This window comes from Pseudomonas sp. 05N431 (genome assembly GCF_056397005.1).
Genome location: NZ_JBFTMN010000015.1, coordinates 37,794 through 53,112, shown reverse-complemented (window position 1 = coordinate 53,112; position 15,319 = coordinate 37,794). Strand labels below are relative to the sequence as shown.

Here is a 15,319-nt window from a genome sequence, read left to right as displayed (position 1 = left end):
CTGATCACGTCGCATGGAAAAAGCCCCGGTTCCTACCAAGAAACCGGGGCTTTTTCATTTGCCTGATCTAAACCGGCTACTGCTCCAACTGCGGCGTCTCTTGCCCCATGCAACGCACGGCTTTTTTCTTGTTGTTGACCAGCACACCAGTCAGGCCTTTCTGTTCGGTGTCGAACAGCACCAGCACGCCATCAACGCACTGGGCGACTTCTGCCGCCGGCTCCAGCGAGACTTTGTAGTTTTCTCCCGGCACGGTCTTGAGCATGGTGAAGTCATTCAGCAGCAATGCGTCTTCCGGTTTGGCGAAGTGCAGGTAGCCGTAGTACCACAGGGCCCCGACCGTGCCGAGGATGCTGCAGATACCGGTGATGATCAGCGGGATGGCGTTACGTTCTTCACTCATTGCGGACTCTCTGGAGGTTCAACTTCTGAATTCGGGGGGGCCGGGTAATTGGGGATTTCTCCCAACCGGCGCAAGCCGTTGAAATGTTGCGGGTCATCGAGATAGCGCAGCATGACGGTGCGCCAGACCGGGTCGGCAAACGTCTGCACATGGCCGCCACGGACCAATTGCAGGACCCTCGGCGGGGGCGCAGCTTGATACAGTCGAATGCCATTGGAAAGAGGCACGAGCGGATCATCGATGCTGTGGTAGATCAGCTTTGGCACGCCATTGAGCTGCGGCATCGCGTTGATCGCGCTGTCGGCGTCCGGTACCAGCCAGGACAACGGCACCTGAAACGGCCAGGTCATCCACGACGTACTCAGTGCAAACCGCCCGACATCCCGGTAGCTGGCCGGCACGCCGTCGAGGACCAGCGCCTTGAGCTGGCGCTGACGCTCGGGGTGTTCCGCCAGATAATGCACAACCAGCGCACCGCCAAGGCTCTGGCCCAGGACGATCAACGGTTTGCCCTGAACCTCGGGCGCCTGGTCGAGCCATTTGAATGCAGCGTCGATGTCCTGATAGATCGCCGGCAGGCCGGGTTTACCCTGCGACAGGCCATACCCGCGATAGTCCACCAGCAGCACCTGATAACCCTGCTTCGGTAGCCACCAACTGGCCCCCAGATGCCCGGCGAGATTCCCGCCATTGCCGTGTAAATGCAGCACCGTGCCCTTGACCGTCACGCCTTTTTTGGCCGGTAGCCACCAACCGTTGAGTTTCACGCCATCGGCGGTGGTCAGGGTGACGTCACGGTATTCAAGCCCGGCTTTTTGCGGGGTAAACGGCAGACCGGGATCGGGATAGAACAGCAAGGAGCTGCACCCGCCGAGGGTCAGGAGAAGGCAAAGAATGCCGAGGATTCTCATCCGTTGAAGCCCCGCGAAAAAGGAGTTGAAACACATAACCTGTGGGAGCGAGCTTGCTCGCGATGGCGGTGGGTCAGTCAACATTGATGTTGAATGTAATTCCGTCATCGCGAGCAAGCTCGCTCCCACATTTGGACTGTGGTGCTCTTACAAAATGTTCGAATAATCCGCTTCGATCCGGTCCAGGCTCAGGTGGTTGAGGAAGTTGGAGAAACACATCCAGGCCGACAAGGCGTTCATGTCACGGAACTGGTCCGGCAGGTACTTGGGTGGCTCCACCAGGCCTTCATCCACCAACTGACGCAGGGTTCGCATGTCTTCCAGGGTGGTTTTGCCGCAAAACAGCAAAGGAATCTGCTCGAGCTTGCCTTTACGCACGGCCAACTGAATGTAGTTGTAAACCATGATAAAGCCCTTGAGATAGGACAAGTCTTTGGTGAATGGCAGGCCATTGGGTATCGAACCGCGGAAAACCCGGCTGGCATTGCTATAGCTTTCAGCCATCTCGAAACCTTGAGCGCGGAAGAACTCGAAGATCTGCAAAAAGTCCGCGCCCTCCTCGGCCATGTGAATCGCACGGGTACGATTGGTCAGTTTGCGCAAGCGACTCGGGTAGGACGCAAAGGTGATGATTTCCATCAGGATCGCCAGGCCTTCCTGGGTCACGGTCGACGACGGTGGCCCCTTGGAGAGGAAGGTGCAGATCGGCTGGTTCAGACCGTTAAGGGTGGTGCCGACATGCACCAGGCCTTCATGGACTTCCAAAGCGCGCACGTCACGTTCGTTGAACATCGCGTCAGCGCGGATCTTGATGTAGTCGGCACCGGCCGCCGCATCCGCGACAATACCGTCGGACTCGAATACCCGAATGGTTTCCTCGGCTTCGCCAAAGACCTTGTTCAAGCGGGTTTGCAGCAGGTGCACGGCTTCTTTGGCGGTGAGAATCTTCGGCTCGTCCTTGAGGTCGCCCCGGCCATCGATGTTGTTCAGGTAGTCGGACATCATCAGGCCAAGGTCGGCCAGGGTCGGGTCACCGGCGTGGAACGCATCGGACGCGGCGCCGTAAAGCTCCTGGGAGATCAACCCGAAATCTTCGGTGCCACGCGCTTCGAGCATCCGCACCACCATGCGGTATTCCTTGCACATGCGGCGCATGATCTGCCCGACGGGGTTGAACTGACCGAGCTGACGGGTGATGTCGCGCTCGATGTTCTGGAACTCCAGCTTCACTTTGCTGGAGTCGAAGGACAGTGGCCGATTGAGGTAGTAATCGCGGTCCACCGCCGGCATTTCCTTGCCTTTGGCCTTGAGGAAACCCTTGCGGATGTTGTCATCCCACTTGACCGCATCGAGGACCCGAATCGGCGTCTGCGCCAGCACTATGCGATCGGACAAGGTGCGTATCGTCTGCTGGTATTCGTCCACCGGTTGCTCCCGTTGATAACCGTTGCGTGTTGCGTTTATTGGACAAGGCGATCACGACACGCCGGGACTGCATTCAACACTCCCTAAGCGCGCACGAGGGCCTTATGTGGGAGCGAGCTTGCTCGCGATGACGGTCCGACATTCAACATGAATGTCGACTGTTCAATTGCTATCGCGAGCAAGCTCGCTCCCACAAGGTCAGACCGATGCCAGTACCAGGTGCATGTACCGATTCAGGATGCCGAGCATCTCTTCCTCGGCCTGCGGCTCTGCGTCGTTGAGCAGGCCCTGATATTCCATCCGGCCGATTATCGCCGTCAACACTTTGGCATCCTGCTGCGGCTCTCGCGAACCCAATACCTGGAAAAGCTGGCAGGTGCCCTGCAAGAGGATTTGCTGATGCGAGCGCACCAGCAGTGCCAGGCGCGGGTTGAGCAACGCTTCCTGGCGGAAGGCCTGCTCGGCCATCAGGTGCTCGCGGCGGTTGATCAATTGCCGGTGAACATAGTCCGCCATCAGCCGGGCAATATCGTCAGCCAACTGTGAGCGGGACTCGGGACTGCCATCACCACTGATGACCATCTCGCGCAACAAGCCTTCGTTGTTGGCCCACAACCTGGCCATGTAGGCGGCGCTACGTTCGACGTATTGAGCGAAGGTATCGGTGAGCAGGTCATCGATATCCTTGAAATAGTAAGTGGTCGCCGACAATGGCACACCGGCTTCGGCGGCCACGGCACGGTGACGCACCGCACGGACACCGTCGCGCACGACGATGCGCATCGCTGCATCGAGAATTTCCTGTCGACGCTGCTCACTGCCCTGTCGGCTGGCTTTGCGTCCCTGATACTGAACACTTTCAGCGACCGCAGTGGCAATGCCAACTGCTCCTTCTTGAGCCATTGCACGATTCACGACAGATATTCCTCTCTAACGTCAAAAGTAACCAATTGATACGTTTGTACCAGACAGGCAATAAAAAGCCGCCTGTTATAGGCGGCTTTTTAGTTGAAACATTTACGCTTGTGGCCGCATGTGCGGGAACAGGATCACATCGCGGATCGACGGTGAGTTGGTCAGCAACATCACCAGACGGTCGATGCCGATCCCTTCACCGGCGGTCGGCGGCATGCCGTACTCCAGCGCGCGAACGAAGTCAGCGTCGTAGTGCATGGCTTCGTCATCGCCGGCGTCCTTATCGGCCACCTGGGCCATGAAGCGCTCGGCCTGGTCTTCCGCGTCGTTCAACTCGGAGTAGGCATTGGCGATTTCACGGCCACCAATGAACAACTCGAAACGGTCGGTGACGTTCGGGTTCTCGTCGTTACGACGGGCCAGCGGCGACACTTCGAACGGGTACTGGGTGATGAAGTGCGGCTGCTCCAGCTTGTGCTCGACCAGCTCTTCGAAAATCATTACCTGCAACTTGCCCAGACCTTCGAAGCCCAGCACCTTGGCGCCGGCCTTCTTGGCAATAGCGCGAGCTTTGTCGATGTCAGTCAGGTCGTCAGCGGTCAGATCCGGGTTGTACTTGAGGATCGAGTCGAACACCGACAGACGCACGAACGGTTCGCCGAAGTGGAACACCTTGTCGCCGTAAGGCACGTCGGTGCTGCCCAGAACCAGCTGCGCCAGCTCGCGGAACAGTTCTTCGGTCAGGTCCATGTTGTCTTCGTAGTCGGCGTGGGCCTGGTAGAACTCCAACATGGTGAATTCAGGGTTGTGACGAGTCGAAACACCTTCGTTACGGAAGTTGCGGTTGATCTCGAAGACTTTCTCGAAACCACCTACCACCAGACGCTTGAGGTACAGCTCCGGCGCGATACGCAAGAACATCTGCATATCCAGCGCATTGTGGTGAGTCTCGAACGGCTTGGCCGCCGCACCGCCCGGGATGGTTTGCAGCATCGGCGTTTCGACTTCCAGGAAGTCGCGCTTCATCAGGAAGCTGCGAATATGCGCAATCACTTGCGAACGCACGCGGAAGGTCTGGCGCACGTCTTCGTTGACGATCAGGTCAACGTAACGCTGGCGGTAGCGCTGCTCGGTGTCGGACAGGCCGTGGTGCTTGTCCGGCAACGGGCGCAGGGATTTTGTCAGCAGACGCACGTTGGTCATTTCAACGTACAGGTCGCCTTTGCCCGAACGGGCCAGGGTGCCTTCGGCGGCAATGATGTCGCCCAGGTCCCAGGTTTTCACGGCGGCCAGGGTTTCTTCGGACAGGGTTTTACGGTTGACGTAAACCTGGATGCGTCCGGACATGTCCTGAATCACCATGAACGAGCCACGGTTGAGCATGAGACGACCGGCAACCTTGACCGGGATCGCAGCCTCTGCCAGCTCTTCCTTGGTCTTGTCGGCGTACTGTTTCTGCAAGTCTTCGCAGTAGGCGTCGCGGCGGAAGTCGTTGGGGAAGGCCTGGCCCTTGGCGCGCTCGGCAGCAAGCTTTTCCTTGCGCAGGGCGATCAGGGAGTTTTCTTCCTGTTGCAGGGCTTGCGAATCGAGTTCTAGGTCGCTCATGTCTTTAAATTTTCCATCACAGGTTCGTTGCCCCCACCGATGGCAGGGGACTTGAGGTCTTGACTGGCGGTTTACAAGCCTTGCTTCAGGCTCGCCACCAGGTATTCGTCGATGTCGCCGTCGAGCACCTTGTCGCAGTCGCTGCGTTCGATGTTAGTGCGCAAATCCTTGATTCGCGAGGCATCGAGCACATACGAGCGGATCTGGTGACCCCAGCCGATGTCCGACTTGGTGTCTTCCAGGGCTTGGGAGGCAGCGTTGCGTTTCTGCACTTCCTGCTCGTACAAGCGCGCCCGCAACATTTTCATCGCGGTGTCTTTGTTGGCGTGCTGGGAACGTTCGTTCTGGCAGCTGACCACGGTGTTGGTCGGTACGTGGGTGATACGTACGGCCGAGTCGGTGGTGTTTACGTGCTGACCACCGGCGCCCGAGGAGCGGTAGGTGTCGATGCGCAGGTCCGACGGGTTGATGTCGATTTCGATGTTGTCATCGATTTCCGGGGACACGAACACGGCCGAGAACGAGGTGTGACGACGGTTACCGGAGTCGTACGGGCTCTTGCGCACCAGACGGTGCACGCCGATCTCGGTCCGCAGCCAGCCAAAGGCGTATTCACCCTTGATGTGCACGGTTGCGCCCTTGATCCCGGCGACTTCACCGGCGGAGAGTTCCATGATGGTCGCGTCGAAACCGCGTTTGTCAGCCCAGCGCAGGTACATGCGCAGCAGGATGTTGGCCCAGTCCTGGGCTTCGGTACCGCCGGAGCCGGCCTGGATGTCCAGGTAGGCGTTGTTGGCGTCCATCTCACCGCTGAACATGCGACGGAATTCGAGTTTTTCCAGGGCCTCGCGCAGACGCTCGACTTCGGCAGCGACGTCATCGACGGCGGCCTGGTCTTCTTCCTCTGCGGACATCAACAGCAGGTCTTTGGCGTCGGCAAGGCCGCTGTGCATCTGGTCGAGGGTTTCGACGATCTGCGCCAGCAGGGACCGCTCGCGGCCCAGTTCCTGAGCGTACGACGGGTTGTTCCAGACATTCGGATCTTCAAGCTCGCGATTGACTTCAGTCAGACGCTCATGCTTTTGATCGTAGTCAAAGATACCCCCGAATAGTTTCGGAGCGCTCGGACAGGTCCTTGATGCTGTTAAGGATCGGGTTGATTTCCATGGCGGGCAGCACTCGTTGGCGAACTTTTGAAAGCCGGCGAGTATAACGTAATCACGCTGTCACGGCAGCCCGCCTGGCGGCTTTAGGGCGAATGGTTTTGGACGAAACCATATGAAGACGGCTGACTCTTGTAGCAGCTGCCGAGCCCGCGAGGCTGCGTTCGGTTGCGCAGCAGCCGTAAAATCAGATAACGCGTACTTCCAGGTCAATCGCATACACCGGATTGGCGAGGACTTCGTCCTCGAACGCAGCCTTGCGGGCTCGGCAGCTGCTACGGGTGCCGCATTTCAATCTTGCGGGCTGATCCTCATTCGATGCCCACCTGATTGCGTCCATTGTTCTTCGCCAGGTACAACCCCTTGTCCGCTGCCGAGATCAATTGACGGTAATCACTGCCTGGCTGCGGGGTCATGGTCGAGAGGCCGATGCTGATGGTCAGGCTCGCATCTTCTGCCGGAACTACATGCGCAATCTTCATCCCGGCTACGGTCTGCCGGAGTTTTTCCGCGACCAGCCGCGCCCCGCCCGGCGAGGTATTGGGCAATACCAGGACAAACTCTTCACCGCCATAGCGTGCCGGCAAATCGGAAGGCCGGCTGCTGGCATCGCGGATCGCCGCGGCGACTTTGCGCAGGGCTTCGTCGCCTTCCAGGTGGCCGAAGTTGTCGTTGTACAACTTGAAGTGATCGACATCGATCATCAACAACGACAGTTGCACCTGGTCACGCATGGCCCGACGCCATTCCAGTTCAAGGTATTCGTCGAAATGGCGACGGTTCGACAGGCCGGTCAGGCCGTCGGAGTTCATCAGGCGTTGCAGCACCAGGTTGGTGTCGAGCAGCTGTTGCTGACTGACCCGCAGCGCCCGGTAGGCCGCGTCGCGCTGGATCAGGGTCATGTAGGAGCGCGAGTGATAACGAATGCGCGCAACCAGTTCGATGTTGTCCGGCAGCTTGACCAGGTAATCGTTGGCCCCCGCAGCAAACGCCGCGCTCTTGATCAGCGGGTCTTCCTTGGTCGACAGCACAATGATCGGAATGTCCTTGGTCGCCGGGTGGTTGCGGTATTCGCGCACCAGCGACAGGCCGTCGAGACCGGGCATGACCAGGTCCTGCAGGATCACCGTCGGCTTGATACGAATCGCCTGGGCGATGGCCTGGTGCGGATCGGCGCAGAAATGGAAGTCGATGTTCTCTTCGTTCGCCAGCCCGCGGCGCACGGCTTCGCCGATCATCGCCTGGTCGTCGACCAGCAGGACCATCGCGGCGTTTTCATCGGTTTTAAAGGCGTCGAGCTGTAAATCATCCATGTGCGGGCACCTGAATAAGGCAAGTACAGCTGCAATGATGAGTCATTTTGCAAAGATCTCCAGCAATCGTGGCGCTATCTTGTCCAACGGGTGAATTTCTACAGCGGCGTCGAGGGCGGCGGCCGCTTTCGGCATGCCATATACCGCACTGCTGCGCTGATCCTGAGCAATGGTCAAGTAGCCTTGCTGGCGCATCAATTTAAGTCCCTGGGCGCCATCGCGCCCCATTCCGGTCAGCAGCACACCCACTGCATCTCCGTTCCAGTAAGTGGCCACGCTTTCAAAAAAAACGTCGATCGAGGGTCGATAGATTTCGTTGACCGGCTCGGCGGTGTAGGCCAGCGTACCGTTCTTCAACAACCGAATGTGGTGATTGGTGCCCGCCAGTAACACCGTCCCGCTTTGCGGCGGCTCGCCTTCCTGAGCCAGGCGCACGTTCAGGCCGCTGGCGCTGCTAAGCCATTCAGCCATACCGGCCGCAAACACCTGGTCAACGTGCTGAACCAGCACGATGGCCGGCGCAAAATCGCGTGGCAGGCCCTTGAGCAAGACTTCCAGCGCCGCTGGCCCACCGGCAGAAGAACCGATCGCCACCAGGCTCTGGCGTTGCCCGAGAATACGCGGATGGGCCGGCGCGGACTGCACGCGGTTACCGCGCTCGCCGATCAGCCAGCCGATGTTCATGATCTTGCGCAGCAGTGGCGCCGCAGCTTCTTTCGGATCGCCCGCGCCGAGGGCCGGGGTATCGACCACATCCAGCGCGCCGTGGCCCATGGCCTCGAACACCCGATGGACATTCTGCTGCCGGTCCACCGTGACAATGACAATAGCGCATGGAGTCTCGGCCATGATCCGGCGTGTTGCTTCGACGCCATCCATGACCGGCATGATCAGGTCCATCAGAATCAGGTCCGGGGTGAACTCGGCGCAACGTTGCACCGCCTCGGCGCCATTGCGGGCGACCCAGACCACCTCGTGCGCCGGCTCGAATGCCAAGGCTCGACGCAGGGCCTCCACGGCCATGGGCATATCGTTGACGATAGCGATCTTCATGTCCGCGCTCCTCCTATGAGCTCAACCACTGCATCGAGCAGCGCATCGTCATGAAAGCTGGCCTTGGCTAGATAGTAGTCGGCTCCAGCGTCCAGTCCACGACGACGGTCTTCTTCACGATCCTTGTAGGACACCACCATCACCGGCAGCGATTGCAGCCGATTGTCACGTCGCAACAACGAAACCAGTTCGATCCCGTCCATGCGCGGCATATCAATGTCGGTAATCAGTAGATCGAAATCTTCGGCACGCAGTGCGTTCCAGCCGTCCATGCCGTCAACCGCAACGGCCACGTCATAACCCCGATTGAGCAGCAGCTTGCGTTGCAACTCACGCACTGTCAGCGAGTCATCGACCACCAGAATACGTTTTCGCGCAACGATGGCGGCTTGCTGGCTGTGCCGGGCGATCCGCTCCAGGCGACCGGTATTGAGCAGTTTGTCCACCGAGCGGAGCAGGTCTTCGACGTCGACGATCAACACCACCGACCCGTCATCGAGCAAGGCGCCGGCAGAAATGTCCTGAACCTTGCCCAGCCGCTCATCCAGCGGCAGCACCACCAACGTGCGCTCGCCGATAAAACGCTCGACGGCCACGCCGTACACCGTGTCGCGATCACGGATGACCACGACTTTAAGGGTCGCCGGGCTGTTCTGACTCGCCGGGCGGTTCAGCAACTGGCTGGCCGCGACGAGGCCGACGTGTCGACCTTCGTGCCAGAAGTGCTGACGACCTTCCACCTGAACGATTTCGTCCGATGCCAAATCGCACATGCGCTCGATGTGCGCCAATGGAAAGGCATACGCCTCCTCGCCCACTTCCACCACCAGACTGCGCACCACCGACAACGTCAGCGGCACCTCGAGCTGGAAACGACTGCCCTCGCCGGCCTTCTGCTCCAGCACCACGGCGCCACGTAACTGGCGGACCATGTGCTGAACCGCATCCAGGCCTACGCCACGACCGGACACCTCGGTGACCGTGTCGCGCAGGCTGAAGCCCGGCAGGAAAAGGAACGTCAGCAACTCTTCCTCGCTCAACTGCGCCGCGGTCTCGGCCGGTGACAGTTGACGCTCGACGATGCTGCGGCGCACTCGTTCCAGGTCCACGCCATGGCCATCGTCGCTCAACTCCAGCAACAGCAGCCCGGCCTGGTTGGATGCGCGCAGGCGAATCAACCCTTCGGCAGGCTTGCCGGCCAGCAGGCGTTGCTCGGGTGTCTCGATGCCGTGGTCCACGGCATTGCGCAACAAATGGGTCAGCGGCGCTTCGAGTTTCTCCAGCACGTCGCGGTCGACCTGGGTCTTTTCACCCTCGATTTCCAACCGCACCTGTTTGCCCAGACTACGCCCCAAGTCGCGAACCATCCGCGCCTGCCCGGTCAGCACATCGGCAAACGGCCGCATGCGACAGGCCAGCGCCGTGTCGTACAGCACCTGAGCACGTTGATTCGCCTGCCAGGCAAACTCATCGAGCTCAGCGGTTTTTTCCACCAGCAACTGCTGGGACTCGGCCAACAGCCGCCGCGCATCGCCGAGCGCCTCCAGGGCCTCAAGGCTCAGGTCTTGCTCCTTGAGGTGAACGTTGAGGTTTTCCAGGGCGCGCAGACTGTTGCTCTGCGTGCGTTTGAGACGCTGCATCGTCGCGAGGTAAGGCTTGAGACGCAGGGTTTCCACCAGCGATTTGCTCGACAGATCGAGCAGGCTGTTCAAGCGTTCGGCAGTTACTCGCAACACCCGCTCACCGCCTTCGGTGACGCGCTTGGCTTTACGCGACGCTTCGACCGAGGCCGCCAGCGACGACTCGAGTTCTGACACCAGGTCCGGTGGCTCGACGTGCGGTGCCGCTGGCTCGGGCGGCAATGAGGGCTGTGCTACGGCAGGTGCTGCAAGCGCCAGGGGATCGAGCAAATGCCCCATCAGCGCCACGTAGGCATCGATGTCGCCTGACGCCACGTTGGCACTGCCGGGCGTGGCGATGCGCATCAGCAAGTCCGTGCCCTGCAGCAGCGCATCAATGTGTTCGGGGCGCAGAAAAAGTCGCCCCTCCTGCGCGCTGACCAGGCAATCTTCCATCACATGGGAAACGCTGACCCCGGCGTCCACACCGACGATCCGCGCCGCGCCCTTGAGCGAATGCGCGGCGCGCATGCAGGCTTCCAGCTGATCGGCCTGGGTCGGGTCACGTTCCAGCGCCAGCAACCCGGCGCTGAGCACCTGGGTCTGGGCCTCGGCTTCAAGACTGAAGAGTTCCAGCAGTGACGCGTCGCGCATTTGATCGGGGGTCATGTCAGGCTCCGGGTCACGGCGGACAACACCTGTTCTTCATCCAGCCAGCGCAGGCTGCGACCTCTGAATTGCAGGACGCCACGGGTGTACTTGGCACTGGCCTGCTCGCCTGAGCGGGACGCGGCGTCGAGAACCCGCTCATCAATGGCGTGTATCCCGTCCACCTCGTCCACCGGCACCACCACCGGGCCGCCGTGAGCAGCAATGATCAACATGCGCGGCATGATCCGCACGCCAGAGGCGACACCTGTAGTTGCGTCCAGCCCGAGCAATTCCACCAGCGACAGGCACGCCACCAGCGCGCCACGCACATTCGCCACGCCCAGCAACGCTCGCGAACGCTGATGCGGCAGCGAATGAATCGCCTGCATCGGCGCCACTTCCACCAGGCTGCGGGTGGCCAGGGCGAGCCATTCTTCGCCGAGGCGGAACATCAACAGCGAGCGTGTGACCACGTCCGCTTCAACGGCAATGGATGCTTGCGCGCGGTCGTCCTGTTGCAAGGCATAGCGATCCAGCAAACGCGTCGCCGCGGCGGAATACACCGCGCAATTGCGACAGTGAATGTGTTCGATCAGCAGCGGACAGGACTTGTCGCCGTGGATACCGATACGGTTCCAGCAGTCGTCAATAGCCTGGGCATCTTCATGGGTTACGTTCAGCGAAACAGAACCGGTCATCGTTTACGCTCACTGTCAGCGGTGCGCTCATTGCGAGCAGCGCGTTCCTGCAATCGACGGGCGCCGGACACATCCCCCTGGGACGCCAATAACACCGACAGGTGCATCAGCGCTTCGGGATGCTGCGGTTGCAAATACAGCGCCTTGCGATAAAAACCCTGGGCCTCCAGCACGTTGCCGGCGACATCACTGAGCAACCCCAGCCAGTAAAACACCTGCGCCACCGGCTCGTGGTTGCGCAGGTATTCCTCACAGGCGGCCCGCGCTTCGAGGCTTTTACCTTCGTTGGCCAGGGTTGCAATGCTTGCCAGCAGCGCGGCCGCATCGGTATTCGGTGCTTTCTCCAGGTTCGCACGCTGCACAGGTGCAACGGCGGCAAAAGGTCGGTTGCGCACCGACGGCGCTGGAACGCTGCGCAGCGGTAAACTCACCGGCAACGGCGGCGCAATAAACATGGGGGGCGGTGCAGGTTCGGGCTCGCTGTGGCGGCTGAAGGCGAAGGATTGTGGGATACCAATCGAACGCATCCCCAGATGCCCCAGCAAACTGCCTTCGGCCGGGCCGATAAACAGCACGCCGTCCACGTGGGTCAGGCGCTTGAGCACTTCCAGAACCTGCTTCTGGGTAGGTTGATCGAAATAGATCAGCAGGTTGCGACAAAACACGAAGTCATAGGCTGGCTCACTGGCCAGCAAGGTCGGGTCCAGCAGGTTGCCCACCTGCAAACGCACCTGTTCGCGTACCCGCTCGCTGACGCGATAGCCGTCGTCTTCGGTGCTGAAATAGCGCTCGCGGAAATCGGTTTGCTGCCCACGAAAGGAGTTCTTGCCGTACAGCGCACGCTTGGCCCGTTCGACCGACAGCGGGCTGACGTCCACCCCGTCGACCTTGAATTGATGCGGCGCGAGCCCGCCATCGAATAACGCCATGGCAATCGAATACGGCTCTTCGCCAGTCGAGCACGGCAGGCTGAGAATCCGCAGCGCGCGCATGCCCTTGATCTCGGCCAGACGCTTGAGCGCCAGCCTGGTCAGCGTGGCAAAGGATTCCGGGTAACGGAAAAACCAGGTTTCCGGGACGATCACGCCTTCGATCAGCGCCTGTTGTTCGTCTGCCGAGCCTTGCAGCCGCAGCCAGTACTCATCGGCCGTTACCACGTGCTGCACCGTCATCCGCTGGCGCACGGCCCGCTCGATGATCGCCGGGCCGACGGAGTTCACGTCCAGGCCGATACGCTCTTTGAGGAAATCGAAAAAGCGCTGGTCGCTACTCATGGGCGCTCCTCAAGCATCGCCAGGTCCAGCGGCGGCGACGGGAACAGCAGCGCCCGCACCTGGGCATCCAGCAAGTCTGCGACACGAACCCATTGCAGCAGCCCTTGCGCGTCTTCACGCACCGGCCCCAAATACGGCGCCTGACGGTTATCCAGACCATAGGGCTGGAAGTCCGCCGGGTTGCAACGCAGAGTGTCGGTGGCCTGCTCGAGAATCAGCCCGAGCAATTGCCCGGGCGTGGCGTCATCCGGCTGATAATGCACCAGCACCAATCGAGTGCTGGTGCGCGCCTGGGCCGGCTGACCGAACGCCAATTCGCCAACATCGATCACTGGCACTACCGCACCGCGATAGGCAAACACCCCCGCGACCCATGAAGGCGTCCCGGCAATCGGTTTTAGCGGCAGGCGCGGCAGCACCTCGGCCACTTCAATGGCTTGCAATGCATAACGCTCGTCACCGATGCGAAACACCAGAAACAATGACTGCCTGGGCGCCATGCCTGCGCCGCGTTTCGCCACGAGTTCGCTCATCAGACTTTGAATCGCGAGACGCCGCTGCGCAGCCCTACGGCCACCTGGCTCAGCTCGTCGATGGCGGAACTGGCCTGACGCAATGACTCGACTGTCTGGCTGCTGGCATCGCCCAACTGCACCAGCGCATGGTTGATCTGTTCGGCGCCCGTGGCCTGGGCCTGCATGCCCTCGTTGACCATCAACACCCGCGGCGCCAGCGCCTGAACCTGGTGGATGATTTGCGACAGTTGCTCACCGACCTGCTGCACTTCGGACATGCCACGGCGGACTTCTTCAGAGAACTTGTCCATGCCCATGACACCGGCCGACACCGCCGACTGGATCTCGCGAACCATCTGCTCGATGTCGTAGGTGGCGACGGCGGTCTGGTCTGCCAGACGTCGAACTTCGGTGGCGACCACGGCAAAACCGCGACCGTATTCACCGGCCTTTTCGGCCTCGATGGCGGCGTTCAGCGACAGCAGGTTGGTCTGGTCCGCAACCTTGACGATGGTCACCACCACCTGATTGATGTTACCGGCCTTCTCGTTGAGGATCGCCAGTTTGGCATTGACCAGATCGGCCGCGCCCATCACCGAGTGCATGGTCTCTTCCATGCGCGCCAGCCCCTGCTGACCGGAACCGGCCAGCACCGAGGCCTGATCGGCAGCGGTGGAAACTTCGGTCATGGTCCGCACCAGATCCCGCGAGGTGGCGGCAATTTCGCGCGAGGTGGCGCCGATTTCGGTGGTGGTGGCCGCCGTTTCAGTGGCGGTCGCCTGCTGTTGTTTGGAGGTAGCCGCGATTTCGGTTACCGAGGTGGTGACCTGTACCGAGGAACGCTGCGCCTGGGATACCAGCGAGGTCAACTCGGTCATCATGTCGTTGAAGCCGGTTTCCACCGCGCCGAATTCGTCTTTGCGATCCAGGTTCAGGCGGCTGCTGAGATCGCCGGTGCGCATGATGTCGAGGATCTGCACGATGCGGTTCATCGGCGCCATGATCGCGCGCATCAACAGCAGGCCACAGAGGCCGGCAGCAACGACCGCCACCAGCAAGGACACACCCATGCTGACTTTTGCCGCGGTGACTGCTTGGCGGATGGCCTCGGTAGCATTAGCGGATTGATCACGATTGCTATCAATCACAACATTCAACTGCTTGCGGCCATCGATCCACGCAGGCGTCAACTCCTGCTCCAGCGCCAGGCGAGCCTGTTCGTATTGTTTTTGCTGATACAGCCCGACGACTTTAGCCAACGCCTGGTTGTACGTTTGATAACGAGCCTCGAACACTTCGAACTCGGCCCGATCCTCGGCAGTGAAGATCGTTTTCCGATAGTTGGCCATCTCGTCTTTCAGGTGCGCCTCGGCACCCTTGTACAGCTCCAGGTCAGCGGCACTCATGTCGCGATGCTCCGAGAGGCCAACGATCCGTTGGGTCAAGACGTAGGTGTCGACCCAGGCGCCGCGAATCATCGAGCTGTAATACAACCCCGGAACGGCATCCAACTGGACCGTTTCCTCGCTGGACTCAATCTTCAGCAGACTCGAGAACGAGACCATGACCATCAGCAGCATGATGGCGATAATTACCGCAAAGCTCGCCAAAATGCGTTGGCGTAACGTCCAGTTCTTCACAGTCAGTCCTCGGGGCGGTTCAAATGGAGGGGAGTATAGCCGAGGGCACGCCGCGTTTTGTCTGCGGTTGCACACTGCGTCTCATCTTGAAATGAAAAACGGATAACCGCTTTATTGAGGGGCTGTGTAGATCC

General features: G+C 60.3%; 13 protein-coding genes. All 13 read right to left on the bottom strand.

Annotation, left to right across the window (positions count from 1 at the left end; genetic code table 11):
* Positions 1–76: 76 nt before the first annotated feature.
* Positions 77–403 carry a hypothetical protein gene (locus tag AC1DIG_RS22625; protein ID WP_477769101.1) on the bottom strand — a complete coding sequence of 109 codons (327 nt, stop codon included), beginning with the start codon at positions 401–403 and terminating at the stop codon, positions 77–79.
* Positions 400–1,314: an alpha/beta hydrolase gene (locus tag AC1DIG_RS22620; protein ID WP_477769100.1), complete on the bottom strand. Its 915-nt coding sequence runs from the start codon at positions 1,312–1,314 to the stop codon at positions 400–402. Before AC1DIG_RS22620 ends, AC1DIG_RS22625 begins: the two co-directional genes overlap by 4 nt.
* A 147-nt stretch (positions 1,315–1,461) precedes the next feature.
* Positions 1,462–2,739, bottom strand: coding sequence for a flavohemoglobin expression-modulating QEGLA motif protein (locus tag AC1DIG_RS22615; protein WP_019692051.1), 1,278 nt, complete (start codon positions 2,737–2,739; stop codon positions 1,462–1,464).
* A 198-nt stretch (positions 2,740–2,937) separates the two neighbouring features.
* Entirely contained in the window at positions 2,938–3,654 is a 717-nt protein-coding gene (locus AC1DIG_RS22610) for a TetR/AcrR family transcriptional regulator (RefSeq protein ID WP_477769099.1), read from the bottom strand.
* Between the two features lie 102 nt (positions 3,655–3,756).
* Positions 3,757–5,259: a lysine--tRNA ligase gene (gene lysS, locus AC1DIG_RS22605; RefSeq protein WP_477769098.1), complete on the bottom strand. Its 1,503-nt coding sequence runs from the start codon at positions 5,257–5,259 to the stop codon at positions 3,757–3,759.
* 71 nt (positions 5,260–5,330) lie between these two features.
* A protein-coding gene (gene prfB / locus AC1DIG_RS22600) for a peptide chain release factor 2 (protein WP_477769097.1) occupies positions 5,331–6,426 on the bottom strand; the annotation gives its coding sequence in 2 pieces (ribosomal slippage) (positions 5,331–6,353 and positions 6,355–6,426; 1,095 coding nt in all).
* Positions 6,427–6,733: 307 nt separating this feature from the next.
* Positions 6,734–7,735, bottom strand: coding sequence for a diguanylate cyclase domain-containing protein (locus AC1DIG_RS22595; protein ID WP_477769096.1), 1,002 nt, complete (start codon positions 7,733–7,735; stop codon positions 6,734–6,736).
* A gap of 42 nt (positions 7,736–7,777) precedes the next feature.
* Entirely contained in the window at positions 7,778–8,788 is a 1,011-nt protein-coding gene (gene cheB, locus AC1DIG_RS22590) for a chemotaxis-specific protein-glutamate methyltransferase CheB (protein WP_477769095.1), read from the bottom strand.
* Positions 8,785–11,076, bottom strand: coding sequence for a response regulator (locus AC1DIG_RS22585; RefSeq protein WP_477769094.1), 2,292 nt, complete (start codon positions 11,074–11,076; stop codon positions 8,785–8,787). The genes cheB and AC1DIG_RS22585 overlap by 4 nt, the downstream gene beginning before the upstream one ends.
* Positions 11,073–11,756 carry a chemotaxis protein CheW gene (locus tag AC1DIG_RS22580; RefSeq protein ID WP_477769093.1) on the bottom strand — a complete coding sequence of 228 codons (684 nt, stop codon included), beginning with the start codon at positions 11,754–11,756 and terminating at the stop codon, positions 11,073–11,075. The genes AC1DIG_RS22585 and AC1DIG_RS22580 overlap by 4 nt, the downstream gene beginning before the upstream one ends.
* Positions 11,753–13,030: a CheR family methyltransferase gene (locus AC1DIG_RS22575; RefSeq protein ID WP_477769092.1), complete on the bottom strand. Its 1,278-nt coding sequence runs from the start codon at positions 13,028–13,030 to the stop codon at positions 11,753–11,755. The genes AC1DIG_RS22580 and AC1DIG_RS22575 overlap by 4 nt, the downstream gene beginning before the upstream one ends.
* On the bottom strand, positions 13,027–13,563 hold the full coding sequence (locus AC1DIG_RS22570; RefSeq protein WP_103319577.1) for a chemotaxis protein CheW: 537 nt from the start codon (positions 13,561–13,563) through the stop codon (positions 13,027–13,029). Before AC1DIG_RS22570 ends, AC1DIG_RS22575 begins: the two co-directional genes overlap by 4 nt.
* Positions 13,563–15,185, bottom strand: coding sequence for a methyl-accepting chemotaxis protein (locus AC1DIG_RS22565; protein WP_477769091.1), 1,623 nt, complete (start codon positions 15,183–15,185; stop codon positions 13,563–13,565). Before AC1DIG_RS22565 ends, AC1DIG_RS22570 begins: the two co-directional genes overlap by 1 nt.
* Positions 15,186–15,319: the final 134 nt, after the last annotated feature.